This is a genomic window from Streptomyces olindensis (genome assembly GCF_040645895.1).
Classification (GTDB): domain Bacteria; phylum Actinomycetota; class Actinomycetes; order Streptomycetales; family Streptomycetaceae; genus Streptomyces; species Streptomyces olindensis.
The window spans coordinates 81568-95563 of record NZ_JBEYZD010000019.1 but is presented as its reverse complement, the minus strand read 5'-3'; the positions used below and the strand labels follow the sequence as shown (position 1 = coordinate 95563).

The 13996-nt window shown below is 71.3% G+C and carries 17 protein-coding genes; 11 read left to right on the top strand and 6 right to left on the bottom strand.

The window, feature by feature from the left end:
- The first annotated feature begins 28 nt into the window (after window positions 1-28).
- From ABZ948_RS14950 to ABZ948_RS14920, 7 genes are all read left to right on the top strand, one after another.
- Window positions 29-1165 carry a carbohydrate kinase family protein gene (locus ABZ948_RS14950; RefSeq protein WP_359759545.1) on the top strand — a complete coding sequence of 379 codons (1137 nt, stop codon included), beginning with the start codon at window positions 29-31 and terminating at the stop codon, window positions 1163-1165.
- A gap of 170 nt (window positions 1166-1335) precedes the next feature.
- Window positions 1336-2403, top strand: coding sequence for a PhoH family protein (locus ABZ948_RS14945; protein ID WP_359759543.1), 1068 nt, complete (start codon window positions 1336-1338; stop codon window positions 2401-2403).
- 14 nt (window positions 2404-2417) lie between these two features.
- Window positions 2418-2915 carry an rRNA maturation RNase YbeY gene (gene ybeY / locus ABZ948_RS14940; RefSeq protein ID WP_030239729.1) on the top strand — a complete coding sequence of 166 codons (498 nt, stop codon included), beginning with the start codon at window positions 2418-2420 and terminating at the stop codon, window positions 2913-2915.
- Window positions 2916-2922: 7 nt separating this feature from the next.
- Window positions 2923-4233, top strand: a complete 1311-nt coding sequence (locus tag ABZ948_RS14935) for a hemolysin family protein (protein ID WP_359759541.1) — start codon at window positions 2923-2925, stop codon at window positions 4231-4233.
- Window positions 4230-4589, top strand: coding sequence for an MmcQ/YjbR family DNA-binding protein (locus tag ABZ948_RS14930; RefSeq protein ID WP_359759539.1), 360 nt, complete (start codon window positions 4230-4232; stop codon window positions 4587-4589). The genes ABZ948_RS14935 and ABZ948_RS14930 overlap by 4 nt, the downstream gene beginning before the upstream one ends.
- A gap of 20 nt (window positions 4590-4609) precedes the next feature.
- On the top strand, window positions 4610-4963 hold the full coding sequence (locus ABZ948_RS14925) for a cytidine deaminase-like protein (RefSeq protein WP_359759537.1): 354 nt from the start codon (window positions 4610-4612) through the stop codon (window positions 4961-4963).
- 169 nt (window positions 4964-5132) lie between these two features.
- The gene (locus ABZ948_RS14920; protein WP_359759535.1) at window positions 5133-5609 is read left to right on the top strand and encodes a hypothetical protein; all 477 of its coding nucleotides are present in this window, start codon (window positions 5133-5135) and stop codon (window positions 5607-5609) included.
- Between the two features lie 39 nt (window positions 5610-5648).
- On the opposite strand, the gene ABZ948_RS14915 is transcribed toward ABZ948_RS14920, so the two are convergent.
- Window positions 5649-5987, bottom strand: coding sequence for a P-II family nitrogen regulator (locus ABZ948_RS14915; protein ID WP_053669183.1), 339 nt, complete (start codon window positions 5985-5987; stop codon window positions 5649-5651).
- Window positions 5984-7294, bottom strand: a complete 1311-nt coding sequence (locus tag ABZ948_RS14910; protein ID WP_359759533.1) for an ammonium transporter — start codon at window positions 7292-7294, stop codon at window positions 5984-5986. The genes ABZ948_RS14915 and ABZ948_RS14910 overlap by 4 nt, the downstream gene beginning before the upstream one ends.
- Window positions 7295-7454: 160 nt before the next feature.
- Here ABZ948_RS14910 and era point away from each other — a divergent pair, with 160 nt between their 5' ends.
- Window positions 7455-8417: a GTPase Era gene (gene era, locus ABZ948_RS14905; RefSeq protein WP_359759531.1), complete on the top strand. Its 963-nt coding sequence runs from the start codon at window positions 7455-7457 to the stop codon at window positions 8415-8417.
- 16 nt (window positions 8418-8433) lie between these two features.
- Here era and ABZ948_RS14900 read toward each other — a convergent pair whose 3' ends face one another.
- Window positions 8434-8880 (bottom strand): ATP-binding protein, encoded by a 447-nt coding sequence (locus tag ABZ948_RS14900; protein ID WP_359759529.1) that lies wholly within the window; start codon window positions 8878-8880, stop codon window positions 8434-8436.
- Window positions 8881-9140: 260 nt separating this feature from the next.
- On the opposite strand from ABZ948_RS14900, the gene ABZ948_RS14895 reads away from it, so the two are divergent.
- The 3 genes from ABZ948_RS14895 (at window position 9141) to ABZ948_RS14885 (ending at window position 11169) form a co-directional block, all read left to right on the top strand.
- Window positions 9141-10007, top strand: a complete 867-nt coding sequence (locus ABZ948_RS14895; RefSeq protein WP_359759527.1) for a Sco1979 family transcriptional regulator — start codon at window positions 9141-9143, stop codon at window positions 10005-10007.
- Window positions 10004-10255 (top strand): DUF397 domain-containing protein, encoded by a 252-nt coding sequence (locus ABZ948_RS14890; RefSeq protein WP_359759526.1) that lies wholly within the window; start codon window positions 10004-10006, stop codon window positions 10253-10255. Before ABZ948_RS14895 ends, ABZ948_RS14890 begins: the two co-directional genes overlap by 4 nt.
- Window positions 10256-10356: 101 nt before the next feature.
- Window positions 10357-11169, top strand: a complete 813-nt coding sequence (locus ABZ948_RS14885; RefSeq protein WP_359759524.1) for an SAM-dependent methyltransferase — start codon at window positions 10357-10359, stop codon at window positions 11167-11169.
- Here the strand turns inward: ABZ948_RS14885 and ABZ948_RS14880 are convergent.
- Genes ABZ948_RS14880 through ABZ948_RS14870 form a run of 3 tightly spaced genes read right to left on the bottom strand, consistent with a single transcriptional unit; the run spans window position 11159 to window position 13888 of the window.
- Entirely contained in the window at window positions 11159-12481 is a 1323-nt protein-coding gene (locus ABZ948_RS14880) for a GH1 family beta-glucosidase (protein WP_359759523.1), read from the bottom strand. The genes ABZ948_RS14885 and ABZ948_RS14880 overlap by 11 nt on opposite strands.
- A gap of 58 nt (window positions 12482-12539) precedes the next feature.
- Window positions 12540-12806: a protealysin inhibitor emfourin gene (locus tag ABZ948_RS14875; RefSeq protein ID WP_359759522.1), complete on the bottom strand. Its 267-nt coding sequence runs from the start codon at window positions 12804-12806 to the stop codon at window positions 12540-12542.
- Between the two features lie 20 nt (window positions 12807-12826).
- The gene (locus ABZ948_RS14870) at window positions 12827-13888 is read right to left on the bottom strand and encodes a M4 family metallopeptidase (RefSeq protein ID WP_359759520.1); all 1062 of its coding nucleotides are present in this window, start codon (window positions 13886-13888) and stop codon (window positions 12827-12829) included.
- Window positions 13889-13996: the final 108 nt, after the last annotated feature.

Genomic DNA, 13996 nt, shown 5'->3' with positions numbered 1-13996 from the left:
TGGTCCGCACCACGTCAGGGAGCGCATCGTGATCGCGTCCACCGCCCCGGCCGGAAAGGGCCCGGCCGGAAAGGGATCGCACCGCCAGACCCAGGTCGATCCCCTCGCCCCGCTGCGCGCGCCGGACGACCCGCCCTGGGACGTCTACCTCACCGGCACCGTCTTCCTCGACATCATCTTCACCGGCCTCGACTCCGCCCCGGTCCGCGGGACGGAGTCCTGGGCCCGCGGGATGGGGTCGAGCCCCGGCGGCGTCGCCAACATGGCCACCGCGCTGGCCCGCCTCGGCCTGAGGACGTCCCTCGCGGCGGCCTTCGGCGACGACCACTACGGCGACTACTGCTGGGACGCCCTGGAGCACGGCGAGGGCATCGACCTCTCCCCGTCGCGCACGGTGCCCGGCTGGCACTCCCCGGTGACCGTCTCCATGGCGTACGAGGGGGAGCGCACGATGGTCTCGCACGGCCACGAACCGCCCCCCGAGGAGCCGGCCCCCGAGTGCCCGCCCCGCGCCCGCGCCGCCGTCGCCTCCCTCGCGCCCGGCGTCAGCGCGCCCTGGATCGCCCAGGCCGCGAGCAAGGGCACCCGCGTCTTCGGCGACGTCGGCTGGGACGACACCGGCGCCTGGGACCTGGCGGCACTGCCCGACCTGCGGCACTGCGAGGCGTTCCTGCCGAACGCCGAGGAGGCCATGCGGTACACGCGCGCGGACTGCCCCCGGGCCGCCGCGCACGCCCTGACCGAGTACGTGCCGCTCGCGGTCGTCACCCTCGGGGCGGACGGGGCGTACGCGGTGGACCGGCGCACGGGGGAGACGGCGGAGGTGCCGGCCATCGAGGTCGAGGCGCTCGACCCGACGGGCGCCGGGGACGTGTTCGTCGCCGGGTTCGTCACCGGGACGCTCGCGGACTGGCCGCTGGCGGACCGGCTGGCCTTCGCCGGGCTGACGGCGGCGCTGTCGGTGCAGGAGTTCGGCGGGTCGCTGTCGGCGCCGGGGTGGTCGGAGATCGCGGCGTGGTGGCGGCGGGTGCAGTCGGTCGAGGGGCAGTCGGCGGCGGCGCTGGAGAGGTACGGGTTCCTCGCGGGGCTGGTGCCGGAGGAGTTGGTCAGGCCCTGGCCGCTGCGGCGTGCTGTACCTACGATCGGCTTCCGGCGCTCGGCATGACCTCGTGGCCGACCAGGGGGCGGTGAACGGAGGCTGTCACCTCCGTTTCCAACCCCACCCCCAAAACCCCTACGGCGTTGTCACTCCCCCGTCGTACCCTGGGAATCGCGAGGCCGCCCTCAGCTACGCGGCCGTGACGAGGAGGAACCGCAGGCCTTAAGCGCCGGCCCATGACTCAGACACCCACAGCTCACACCCCCGCGCAGGAGCAGGCGAGAGCGCAGTTCACCGTCCCCGCCCAGCACCCCATGGTGACCGTCCTGGGGTCCGGCGACTCCCTCCTGCGCGTGATCGAGAAGGCCTTCCCGGCGGCCGACATCCACGTCCGGGGCAACGAGATCAGCGCGGTCGGCGACCCGAAGGACGTCGCCCTCATTTCGCGCGTGTTCGACGAGATGATGCTGGTGCTCCGCACCGGGCAGCCGATGACGGAGGACGCAGTGGAACGCTCGATCGCCATGCTGAAGGCGAGCGAGAACGGGGAGAGCGACGGCCAGGAGACCCCGGCCGAGGTGCTCACGCAGAACATCCTGTCCTCGCGAGGCCGCACGATCCGCCCCAAGACGCTCAACCAGAAGCGCTACGTGGACGCGATCGACAAGCACACGATCGTCTTCGGCATCGGCCCGGCGGGCACCGGCAAGACGTACCTGGCGATGGCCAAGGCGGTGCAGGCCCTGCAGTCCAAGCAGGTCAACCGCATCATCCTGACCCGCCCGGCGGTCGAGGCCGGCGAGCGGCTCGGCTTCCTGCCGGGCACGCTCTACGAGAAGATCGACCCCTACCTGCGCCCGCTCTACGACGCGCTGCACGACATGCTCGACCCGGACTCCATCCCCCGGCTGATGGCGGCGGGCACGATCGAGGTCGCGCCGCTCGCCTACATGCGCGGCCGCACCCTCAACGACGCCTTCATCATCCTGGACGAGGCCCAGAACACGAGCCCCGAGCAGATGAAGATGTTCCTCACCCGCCTCGGCTTCGACTCGAAGATCGTGATCACGGGTGACGTGACGCAGGTCGACCTCCCGGACGGGACGAAGTCCGGTCTGCGCCAGGTGCAGGACATCCTGGACGGCGTCGAGGACGTCCACTTCTCCCGGCTCTCGTCCCACGACGTCGTACGGCACAAGCTGGTGGGCCGTATCGTCGACGCGTACGAGAAGTACGACACCACGCACGGCACCCAGAACGGCGCGCACAAGAGCCGCGGCAAGTCCGGGCACAAGGGGAAGTAGACACACACAGCACCATGTCGATCGACGTCAACAACGAGTCCGGCACCGAGGTCGACGAGCAGGCGATCCTCGACATCGCCCGCTACGCACTCGCGCGGATGCGCATCCACCCGCTCTCCGAGCTCTCGGTGATCGTCGTGGACGCCGACGCCATGGAGCAGCTCCACATCCAGTGGATGGACCTGCCGGGCCCCACGGATGTCATGTCCTTCCCCATGGACGAGCTGCGTCCGCCGTCCAAGGACGACGACGAGCCGCCGCAGGGGCTGCTCGGCGACATCGTGCTGTGCCCCGAGGTCGCCGAGAAGCAGGGCAAGGAAGCGGAGACGCAGCACTCCATGGACGAGGAACTCCAGCTCCTCACTGTCCACGGCGTGCTGCACCTGCTGGGCTACGACCACGAGGAACCGGACGAGAAGGCGGAGATGTTCGGCCTCCAGGCGGCCATCGTGGACGGCTGGCGCGCGGAGCGGGGCCTGACCGGCCCGTCCCCGGCGCCGACCGTCTCGTAAGCCGCCCATGAGTCCGCAGCTCGCCCTCGGCGCGATCGCCCTGGTCGTGGTCGCCTGGCTCGCCGCCTGCGCGGAGGCGGGCCTCGCGCGCGTCTCCAGCTTCCGCGCCGAGGAGGCCGTGCGCTCCGGCCGCCGGGGCAGCGCCAAGCTCTCCCAGGTCGCCGCCGACCCGACCCGCTATCTGAACGTGGCGCTGCTGGTCCGCGTCGCCTGCGAGATGGCCGCCGCCGCGCTGATCACGTACGGCTGTCTGCAGGAGTTCGACGGCACGACCGAGGCCCTCCTGGTCGCCATCGCGGTCATGGTCCTCGTGTCGTACGTCGCCGTGGGCGTCTCCCCGCGCACCATCGGCCGCCAGCACCCGCTGAACACGGCGACGGTCTCGGCGTACGTGCTGGTGCCGCTGGCCCGGATCATGGGCCCCGTCCCGTCGCTGCTGATCCTCATCGGCAACGCGCTCACCCCCGGCAAGGGCTTCCGGCGCGGCCCCTTCGCCTCCGAGGCGGAGCTGCGGGCGCTGGTCGACCTCGCCGAGAAGGAGTCCCTCATCGAGGACGACGAGCGCCGCATGGTGCACTCCGTCTTCGAACTGGGCGACACCCTCGTGCGGGAGGTCATGGTCCCGCGCACGGACCTGGTGGTCATCGAACGCTTCAAGACCATCCGCCAGGCCCTCACCCTCGCCCTGCGCTCCGGCTTCTCCCGCATACCGGTCACCGGCGAGAGCGAGGACGACATCGTCGGGATCGTGTACCTGAAGGACCTGGTCCGCAAGACGCACATCAGCCGCGACGCCGAGTCCGAGCAGGTGTCCACGGCGATGCGCCCGGCGTTCTTCGTGCCCGACACCAAGAACGCCGGCGACCTGCTGCGCGAGATGCAGAAGGAGCGCAACCACGTCGCCGTCGTCATCGACGAGTACGGCGGCACGGCCGGCATCGTCACCATCGAGGACATCCTCGAGGAGATCGTCGGCGAGATCACCGACGAGTACGACCGCGAACTGCCCCCGGTGGAGGACCTCGGCGAGGACCGCTTCCGGGTCACCGCCCGCCTCGACATCGGCGACCTGGGCGAGCTGTACGGCCTGGACGCGTTCGACGACGAGGACGTCGAGACGGTCGGCGGCCTGCTCGCGAAGGCGCTGGGCCGGGTCCCCATCGCCGGGGCGTCGTCCGTGGTCGCCCTCCCCGACGGCCGGGAGCTGCGCCTGACCGCGGAGGCCGCGGCCGGGCGCCGCAACAAGATCGTCACGGTGCTGGCGGAGCCGGTGGACCCGGCGGACCCTTCCCGGGACGAGAAGGAGAAGCCGGAATGACGCCCCAGGAGCTGCGCGCCCTCTGCCTGTCCTTCAACGCGGCCGTGGAGGACTTCCCCTTCAGCCCGGAGATCTCGGTCTTCAAGGTCCGGGGCAAGCTCTTCGCCCTGTCGCACCTCGACGCGCGGCCCCTGACGGTCAACCTCAAGTGCGACCCGGAGGACGCGATCCGGCTCCGCGGGGAGCACCCCGGCCTGATCGTCCCCGGCTGGCACATGAACAAGCGCCACTGGAACACGGTCACGGCCGACGGCGACCTCCCGGACCGGCTGGTCCGCGAGCTCGTCGAGGACTCCTACGACCTGGTCGTGGCGGGCCTGCCCCGAGCGGACCGCCTGCGCCTCGACCGCCCCTGACGCTTCCGTATGCTCGGCTCATGACCGACACCAGCGCGCTTGACCCCGAGGACCGCAAGATCGTCACCCTGGCCCGTTCCGCCCGGGCCCGCAACGGCGTGCCCGAGGGGGCTGCCGTGCGCGACGAGACCGGGCGTACGTACGTGGCGGGGACCGTGGCCCTCGCGTCCCTGAAGCTCAGCGCCCTGCAGACGGCGGTGGCGATGGCGGTGGCCTCTGGAGCGGCCTCGCTGGAGGCGGCGGCGGTGGTGACCGAGGCGGAGACCGTGACCGCGGAGGACCGGGCGGCGGTGCGGGACCTCGGCGGGGCCGGGACGCCGGTACTGGTGGCCGGGCCGGACGGGACGGTGCGTGCCACGGAGACCGCCGGCTGAAGTTCGGTGTAACCGGCGGTAAGTAGGCCAGATTTCAACCTTGCCGCCGCCCGCCCCTCGCGCATCAATGGAATCGTCAGTTCCGACGGACCGTCAGGTTCGGCTCTCGGCAGTGTGTCCGCATCCACGTGCCGAGCGGTCCCCCCACACCGAAAGGGAACCGAATTCCATGAGAGGCAAGCGCATAGGAGCAGGTGCGGCACTGGCGGCCGGGGCCCTCGCGGCCACCGGGCTGGCCTTCGCCCCCGCAGCCCTCGCCGTCACCCCCCAGACGGCGACGATCAGCGCCGACTGCGGCACCTTCGGCAGCGGCGCCGCCACGCTCACGGCCACCCAGGACGGCACCGCCGCCACCGTCACCGTCAAGTCCTCCGCGATCACCGCGCCGATCGCGCTCGGCGCGGACTCGATCTCGTCCACGCTCACCCTGGTGAAGGCCGGCGGCGGCAGCGTCACCTTCACCGGCAAGAAGAACCCGGCGATGGCCGCCGGCGCCCCGGTCGAGGTCGGCCCCCTCAACGGCACCGTGGCCTCCGGCGACAGCCTGGAGGCCTACGGCGGCTCGCTGAAGATGACCGTCTTCGGCATCACCATCACCTGCACGGCGACCGGGCCGCAGTCACCGGGCCCGTTCGTGTTCGACTGAGAATCCGACTCGGCCACGAGAGCGACGCGGCCCCGGTGTTCAGAGCGCGTCGGGGCCGCGCTCGCCCGTCCGCACCCGCACCACCGTGTCCACGGGCAGCGCCCAGACCTTGCCGTCGCCGATCTTGCCGGTGTGCGCCGCCTTCACGACCGCGTCGATGACGGCCTCGGCGTCCGCGTCCTCGACGACGACCTCGATCCGCACCTTCGGCACCAGGTCGACCTGGTACTCGGCGCCGCGGTACACCTCGGTGTGGCCGCGCTGCCGGCCGTAGCCGCTGGCCTCGGAGACGGTCAGACCGTGCACGCCGAGTTCCTGAAGGGCGTTCTTGACCTCGTCGAGCCGGTACGGCTTGACGATCGCGGTGATGAGCTTCATGCCTGGGGGGTGACCTTCTGGGCGGGGGAGACGACGGAGGAGGAGACCGGGGCGCCGTGGCCCAGGACCCCGTGATCGTAGGCCGTCTCGGCGTGCACCGTAAGGTCCAGGCCGGTCCGCTCCTGCTCCTCGCTCGCGCGCAGCCCCATCGTGACGTCGATCAGCCTGCCGATGCCGTACGTCACCCCGAACGCGTACGCCGCGACGACGACCACGGCCACCAGCTGCTTGCCGAGCTGGGCGAGGCCGCCGCCGTGGAGGAGGCCCTCGGGGCCGCCGGTCATCGACTCCACGGCGAAGACGCCGATGAGGAGCGTGCCGATGACACCGCCGACCAGGTGGACGCCGACGACGTCCAGGGAGTCGTCGTAGTTCAGCTTGAACTTCCAGCCCACGGCGTACGAGCAGACCGTGCCGGCGGCGAGGCCGATGACCAGCGCGCCGAGCAGGGAGACGGACCCGCAGGACGGGGTGATGGCGACCAGGCCCGCGACCGCGCCGGACGCGGCGCCCAGGGTCGTGGGGTGGCCGTCGCGCTTCTGCTCGACGAAGAGCCAGCCGAGCAGGCCGGTGCAGCCCGCGGCGAGGGTGTTGAGGAACGCGGCGGCCGCGAGGCCGTTCGCGCCGAGGGCGGAGCCGGCGTTGAAGCCGAACCAGCCGAACCAGAGCAGGCCGGCGCCGAGCATCACCATGGGCAGGTTGTGCGGGCGCATGGCGTCCTTCCTGAAGCCCAGGCGCGGGCCCAGGACCAGGCACAGCGCGAGCCCCGAGGCGCCGGAGACGATCTCCACGGGCAGTCCGCCGGCGAAGTCGAGCGCGCCGAGCCGCTCCAGGATCCAGCCACCCGGGCCCCACACCCAGTGCGCGACCGGAACGTATACGAGCAGCGCCCACACGGGCACGAACACCAGCCATGCCCCGAACTTCGCCCGGTCGGCGACCGCGCCGCTGACCAGGGCGGCCGTGATGATCGCGAAGGTGAGCTGGAAGGTGGCGAAGAGGAGGGCCGGGACCGTGCCGTGGACGCTGTCCGGCCCGAGGCCGCTCAGGCCCACGTGGTCGAGGCCGCCGATGAGCCCTCCGGCGGCGTCCTCGCCGAAGGCGAGCGAGTAGCCGGCCGCCAGCCACACCACCGTCACCAGGGCGATCGACACGAAGCTCATCATCAGCATGTTGAGCACGCTCTTCGTGCGGACCATGCCGCCGTAGAACAGGGCCAGGCCCGGGGTCATCAGCAGGACGAGGGCGGTGGCGGCGAGCAGCCAGGCGGTGTCGCCGGTGTCGGCGCTTGCGGCGGCCAGGGGCACGGTGTCTCCAACGGGTGGGGGCTCCGGGGGCTCGTCAGAGGGTCACCGGCGTGCGTTTCCGGTTGCGTACGGGTGTGTTTCCGTGACGTTTCGTTGCGTGAGGGTTTCGGGAAGCTCACCGCGCACGTCCGGTGCGGGGCGGCTTCGTGGATCAGGGAGAATGGGCGGCATGAGCGTCCGTACCCAGTCATCCGAAGAGCCTGCCGGAGTCGTCCACAGGGCCGGCTTCGCCTGCTTCGTGGGCCGCCCCAACGCGGGCAAGTCCACCCTCACGAACGCTCTGGTCGGCCAGAAGGTGGCGATCACGGCGAACCAGCCGCAGACGACGCGGCACACCGTGCGGGGCATCGTGCACCGCCCGGACGCGCAGCTGATCCTGGTCGACACCCCGGGGCTGCACAAGCCGCGCACGCTGCTGGGCGAGCGGCTCAACGACGTCGTGCGCACGACGTGGGCCGAGGTGGACGTGATCGGCTTCTGCCTGCCGGCGAACGAGAAGCTCGGCCCCGGCGACCGCTTCATCGCGAAGGAACTGGCGTCCATCAAGAAGACGCCGAAGATCGCGATCGTGACGAAGACCGACCTGGTGGACGGCAAGACGCTCGCCGAGCAGCTCATCGCCATCGACCAGCTGGGCAAGGAGCTCGGCTTCGAGTGGGCGGAGATCGTCCCGGTGTCGGCGGTCGGCGACAAGCAGGTGGGGCTGCTGGCCGACCTGATCGTCCCGCTGCTGCCGGAGGGCCCGGCGCTCTACCCCGACGGCGAGCTCACCGACGAGCCCGAGCAGGTCATGATCGCGGAGCTGATCCGCGAGGCCGCGCTGGAGGGCGTCCGCGACGAGCTGCCGCACTCCATCGCGGTCGTGGTCGAGGAGATGCTCCCGCGCGAGGGCCGCCCCGCCGGCAAGCCCCTCCTCGACATCCACGCCTTCGTCTACATCGAGCGCCCCAGCCAGAAGGGCATCATCATCGGCCCCAAGGGCAAGCGCCTGAAGGAGGTCGGCATCAAGTCCCGCAAACAGATCGAGGCACTGCTGGGAACGCCGGTCTTCCTGGATCTGCACGTCAAGGTCGCCAAGGACTGGCAGCGGGATCCGAGGCAGTTGCGCAAGCTGGGGTTCTGAGGCCTTCCCGGGCGCGCTATAACGCCGTCGCCAGGCTCGCCCACACGGCGTTTCCGCCGGTGAGGGGCGAGCGGGTGATGCCCCAGCTGTCGGCTATCTCCCGGACCAGGAGCAGGCCGCGGCCGCCCTCGTCGTCCAGGTCGGGGCAGCGTTCGGGGATGCCGCGGCCCGTGAGGTCGCCGTCGTGGACCTCCAGCCGGAAGCACTCCTCCGGCTGCAGCCGCACACCGCACAGGATCCGCTCGCTGAGCGTGTGCAGCACGGCGTTGGTCACCAGCTCGGACACGAGCAGCTCGGCGTTCGCGCACACCTCGTCGGGCACCTGCCACGCGGCCAGCCGCGCACGCGTGGCATGACGGGCGGCTCTGACACTGGCCCGGTGCGGCGGCAGCTCCAGCCAGTGGGTGCGGCCCGGGCGCACCGCGTCCAGGAACCGGGGATGGGAAGTCGTGTGGGGGGACACGGCGGTTCGCCTTCCGTGGGGGATGGGCGCAGTCATGGAAGGGGCGAGCGGACAACGGACCAACCGGCAGGGGGGAGTTCGCAGTTCCGGCTCCTGGTCACAGAAGCAACTATGCGCGCAGTGCAGTTCACGCTGCAACCATCTCCCTGATAATTTCAGAAGGACGGTATCGCCCCGCGCCGGCCCCGCCTCGGTGCCCGGTGGCACGATCAACTCCTTCTCACCCCCATGCCGGTGACGACCCCTCAGGGAGGCAGTGCGTGAACGACGCGCGATCAGGCACCGGCGCCCCCACCGTCCTCCGCATGATCCTCGGGCGCCGGCTCCAGGAGGCCCGCCAGGCCGCGGGCCTGTCCCTGGACGACGCGGCCAAGGCCCTGCGCGTCACACCGCTGACCATCCGCCGACTGGAGAAGGCCGAGGTCGGCCTGAAGATCCTCTACGTCGAGAAGCTGCTGGAGACCTACGGCGCGGGCCGACAGGAGATCGACGAGTTCGTCGCCCTGGCCGAGCGGGCCAACGAGCCCGGCTGGTGGCATCCCTACCGGGACGTGATGCCGTCCTGGTTCACCGCCTACGTCAGCCTGGAGACCGGCGCAAGAACCCTGCGCACCTACGAGCCGCAGTACGTCACCGGCCTCCTCCAGACCCCCGGTTACGCGCGCGCCGTGCTGCGCGGCGGCTTCCCCAACGACAGCGAGGACGACCTCGACCGGCGCGTGGAGCTGCGGCTGCGCCGCCAGAGCCTGCTCACCAGACCGGACGCGCCCACGCTGTGGGTGGTGATGGAGGAGGCCGTGCTGCACCGCGTGGTGGGCGGCCCCGAGGTGATGCGGGAGCAGATCGACCGGCTGCTGGAGGTGTCCGAGCTGGCACACGTCAGCGTCGACATCGTGCCGTTCTCCGCCGGCGCCCACGTCGGGGCGTGCGCGCCCTTCACCTACTTCCGGTTCGAGGAGCGGGAGCTGCCCGACATCGTCTACAGCGAGATCCTCTCCGCCTCCGTCTACCTGGACCAGCGCGCCGACGTCGTGGCCCATCTGGAGGCGCACAACCGGCTGTCGCTGAAGACCTCGTCCGCGGACAGCAGAGCGCTGTTGAACCGCATGCGGAAGGAGTACTCATGACCATCGCCGAGGGCACCGTCTACAACGGGATGCCCGCGTCGGACCTCGGGGAACAGGGCTGGGAACGTCCGTGGAGCGGCCCCAACGGGGGCCAGTGCGTGGAGACCAAGCAGCTCGCCGACGGCCGCGTGGCGGTGCGCCAGTCGGCGGACCCGGCCGGCCCCGCCCTGATCTACACGCCCGAGGAGATCACCGCGTTCGTCGCGGGGGTCAAGCAGGGCCTCGCCGACCATCTGACGGCCCGCTGAACCGGATTCGCCGCACGCACGTGACCACCGACGGAACCGACCGGGCCGCCCCCGCCCGGCACCGCCGGCGCACCACCACCCCCCACCGAGAGGCACCCCCCATGACCCACTCGCAGGCCGCGCGGGACATCGACACCAGCAGGCCGCACTCCGCCCGCATGTACGACTACTACCTCGGCGGCAAGGACCACTTCGACGTCGACAAGCAGGCGGCCGAGCGGGTCGCCGAGGCCTACCCCGCCATCTTCGTGTGCGCCCGCGAGAACCGGGCCTTCATGCACCGCGCCACCCGGGTCCTGGCCCGGGAGCACGGCATCCGGCAGTGGCTGGACATCGGCACCGGCATCCCCACCGAGCCCAACCTCCACCAGGTCGCCCAGTCCGTGGTCCCCGACGCCCGGGTCGTCTACGCCGACAACGACCCGCTCGTCCTCAAGTACGCCGAGCGCCTGATGCGCAGCTCGGCGGAGGGCCGCACGACGTACATAGAGGCGGACGTCAACGACCCCGGGTCGCTGCTGAGCGCGCCCGAGCTGGCCGAGGTCCTGGACCTCGGCCGGCCGGTGGCGCTGTCCCTCAACGCCCTGATGCACTTCGTCACCGACGCCCAGGACCCCTACGGCATCGTGCGCCGCCTGCTGGACGCCCTGCCCTCGGGCAGCGCCCTGGCGCTGAGCCACTGCACGCCCGACTTCGACGCCGTCACCTGGCAGAAGGTCACCGACATCTACACCACGGCCGGGACGCCGGTGCAGTTCCGCTCCCGGCAGGACGTCGCCCGCTTCTTCGACGGTCTGGAGCTGCTCGACCCGGGCATCGCCGTCGGCCACCGCTGGCGGCCCGACGCCACCGAGGGCGAGGCCCCGACGGACGCCGAGGTCAGCCTGTGGACCGGGGTCGGCATCAAGCCGTAGGGCCCTGCGCCCTCAGCAGCTCCCGGTACCAGCGGTAGGAGGCCTTCGGGGTCCGCTCCTGGGTCTCGAAGTCGACGTGGACCAGGCCGAAGCGGCGTGCGTAGCCCTCCGCCCACTCGAAGTTGTCGAGCAGGGACCACACGAAGTAGCCGCGCACGTCGACGCCCGCCGCCAGCGCCCGGTGCAGGGCCCGGATGTGCCCGTCGAGGTAGGCGATGCGCTCCCGGTCGTCGACGCCCGGGTAGGAGCAGCCGTTCTCGGTGATGACGACGGGCGGGAGGCGGTCGCCGTACCGGTCGTGGAAGGCGGTGAGGAGTTCCGTGAGGCCCTCCGGCGCGACCGGCCAGCCGAAGTCGGTGACCGGATGGCCCTCGATCTCACGCACCGAGAAGGGCAGTTCGGCGGGCATCGTGACCCCGCCGAACTCGATCTCCGCGCCCTGCGGGGCGCCCACCCGGGTCGGGGCGTAGTAGTTGACGCCGTACCAGTCGAGCGGCTCGGCGATCACCTTCAGGTCGGCCTCGACGTCCCCGGGCATCAGCTCGCCGATGCCGTCCGGGTACCGGCCCAGCAGCAGCGGGTCGGCGAACAGGCGGTTCAGCAGCACGTCGTAGAAGTCGGCCGCCTCCACGTCCGCCGCCTCGGTGGACGCCGCCCAGGTCGGCCCGTGCGAGTTGGCGATGCCGATGTCCGCGGCGCCCGAGGCACGCAGGGCCCGAACGGCCAGGCCGTGGGCGAGCAGCTGGTGGTGGGCGACCGGCAGCGCGTCGAACAGCAGTTTACGGCCCGGCGCGTGCACGCCCAGGGCGTGGCCCAGCAGGGTGTGCTCGGCGGGTTCGTTGAGGGTGATCCACTTGGTCACGCGGTCGCCCAGGCGGTCGGCGACCTGTGTGACGTACTCGGCGAAGCGCGCCGCCGTGTCCCGGTCCAGCCAGTCCAGGCCGACCGGCAGGTCCCAGTGGAACAGGGTCGGCACCGGGCGGACGCCCGCCGCGCACAGGTCGTCCACCAGCCGGTCGTAGAAGTCCAGGCCCTTGCCGGAGCGCACCCTCGGCCAGGAGACCGAGAAGCGGTACGCGTTCACGCCCAGGCCGGCCAGGAGCGCCACGTCCTCGCGGTGGCGGTGGTAGTGGTCGCAGGCCACCGCCGCCGTCGAGCCGTCCTTGATCCGCCCCGGCTCGGCCGTGAAGGCGTCCCACACGGACGGCTCGCGCTCGTCCGCCGCGCCCTCGATCTGGTGCGCCGAGGTCGACACGCCCCAGAGGAAACCGGCCGGGAAGCGGGGGATCGGGTTGCCTGCGTCAGTCGCCATGCGCTGGATCATCCGTACCGGGGGTAACGGAAGTCAACGGCCGGACGGGAACCGGCCGTTACGCCCCCTCCTTCAGGACACGCGAGATCAGCCTGCGCTGCTCGTCCGTCAGCCGCGGGTCGGCCGCGTACACCGTCCTCCCGTCCACGGTGATCTGGTAGCTGAAGCCGTCCGGGACCCCCACCGGCGGCGTGTTCCGGCCGGCGGCGACGGCCCGCTCGGCCAGGGCGTGCCACTCGGGGGCATCGGACCGGCCCGAGGTGTCCACCTCGGCGTGCCGCTCGATGCCCGCGAACCCGCCCGTGCGCCTCACCTGAATCCGCATGGCACCTGTCTAGTACGGAACTACAGGGTCCGCACCCCGACCTGTTCCCAGGCCTTCGACACGGCGTCGAGCTCCTCCCCGTCGCCGAAGCGCTCCCGGGCGGCCTTGACGGTGAGCGTGGCGAAGTCGACGAACATCGCGTCCTGCCTCAGCTCGCCGCCGGTCAGCACGTCGTACCAGACCTGTCCGGCCCGCTCCCAGGCGTGGCCGCCGAGGGCCGTGGCCGCGAGGTGGAAGGCGTGGTTCGGGATGCCGGAGTTGATGTGAACACCGCCGTTGTCGCGGCTGGTCCGCACGAAGTCGTCCATCGTCGCCGGCTGCGGGTCCTTGCCGAGCACGTCGTCGTCGTACGCCGTGCCCGGCTCCTTCATGGAGCGCAGCGCCACGCCCGTCACCCGCGGGGCGAGCAGCCCGGCGCCGATCAGCCAGTCGGCCTCGGCGGCGGTCTGGCCCAGCGTGTACTGCTTGATCAGCGCGCCGAAGACGTCCGACAGGGACTCGTTGAGCGCGCCGGACTGCCCGAAGTAGGTGAGGTTGGCCGTGTACTGCGTGACGCCGTGGGCGAGTTCGTGGCCGATGACGTCGATCGGGATGGTGAAGTCGAGGAAGATCTCGCCGTCCCCGTCGCCGAAGACCATCTGCTCGCCGTTCCAGAAGGCGTTGTTGTAGTCGCGGTCGTAGTGCACGGTCGCGTCCAGCGGCAGGCCGTTCCCGTCGATCGAGTCGCGCCCGTACGCCTTCAGGAACAGCTCGAAGGTGGCGCCGAGGCCCGCGTAGGCGCGGTTGACGGTGGCGTCCTTGCCGGGGGCGTCGCCCTCGCCGCGGACCTTGTGGCCGGGCAGGTCGGTGCCGTGCCGGGCGTCGTGGACGGTGCGCTGCGGTTTGCCGTCGGCGACCGAGGCGACGGCCGTCGCGCCGATGACCGTGGTGAGGCGGCGCTGGGTGCGCTCGTAGGCGTCGCGCTGCAGGGTGCGGCGGGCCGGGCCGGCGAGCACCGGGTCGTCGGCCTGGGCGAGCTTGTCGAGGACATGAGGCGGAACGATGGTGCAGAAGACGGGCTCGAAGCCCCCGTGAGTCGTCATGCCCGGCACCCTTGCACTGCGTGACGAAACTGTCACTAGTCGCCACCATGATTGGTGAAATACCGGGACAACGGACTTCACGCTCCGTGGTGAGTGCTATGGCGAAGT

Bases quoted from the DNA above. Each gene is read 5' to 3' on its own strand.
- ABZ948_RS14875 (WP_359759522.1), bottom strand. From the start codon at position 12,806: ATGCGGATTCAGGTGAGGCGCACGGGCGGGTTCGCGGGCATCGAGCGG.
- ABZ948_RS14880 (WP_359759523.1), bottom strand. From the start codon at position 12,481: ATGGCGACTGACGCAGGCAACCCGATCCCCCGCTTCCCGGCCGGTTTC.
- ABZ948_RS14920 (WP_359759535.1), top strand. From the start codon at position 5,133: ATGAGAGGCAAGCGCATAGGAGCAGGTGCGGCACTGGCGGCCGGGGCC.
- ABZ948_RS14890 (WP_359759526.1), top strand. From the start codon at position 10,004: ATGACCATCGCCGAGGGCACCGTCTACAACGGGATGCCCGCGTCGGAC.
- era (WP_359759531.1), top strand. From the start codon at position 7,455: ATGGGCGGCATGAGCGTCCGTACCCAGTCATCCGAAGAGCCTGCCGGA.
- ABZ948_RS14870 (WP_359759520.1), bottom strand. From the start codon at position 13,888: ATGACGACTCACGGGGGCTTCGAGCCCGTCTTCTGCACCATCGTTCCG.
- ABZ948_RS14930 (WP_359759539.1), top strand. From the start codon at position 4,230: ATGACGCCCCAGGAGCTGCGCGCCCTCTGCCTGTCCTTCAACGCGGCC.
- ABZ948_RS14915 (WP_053669183.1), bottom strand. From the start codon at position 5,987: ATGAAGCTCATCACCGCGATCGTCAAGCCGTACCGGCTCGACGAGGTC.
- ABZ948_RS14925 (WP_359759537.1), top strand. From the start codon at position 4,610: ATGACCGACACCAGCGCGCTTGACCCCGAGGACCGCAAGATCGTCACC.
- ybeY (WP_030239729.1), top strand. From the start codon at position 2,418: ATGTCGATCGACGTCAACAACGAGTCCGGCACCGAGGTCGACGAGCAG.
- ABZ948_RS14945 (WP_359759543.1), top strand. From the start codon at position 1,336: ATGACTCAGACACCCACAGCTCACACCCCCGCGCAGGAGCAGGCGAGA.
- ABZ948_RS14885 (WP_359759524.1), top strand. From the start codon at position 10,357: ATGACCCACTCGCAGGCCGCGCGGGACATCGACACCAGCAGGCCGCAC.
- ABZ948_RS14935 (WP_359759541.1), top strand. From the start codon at position 2,923: ATGAGTCCGCAGCTCGCCCTCGGCGCGATCGCCCTGGTCGTGGTCGCC.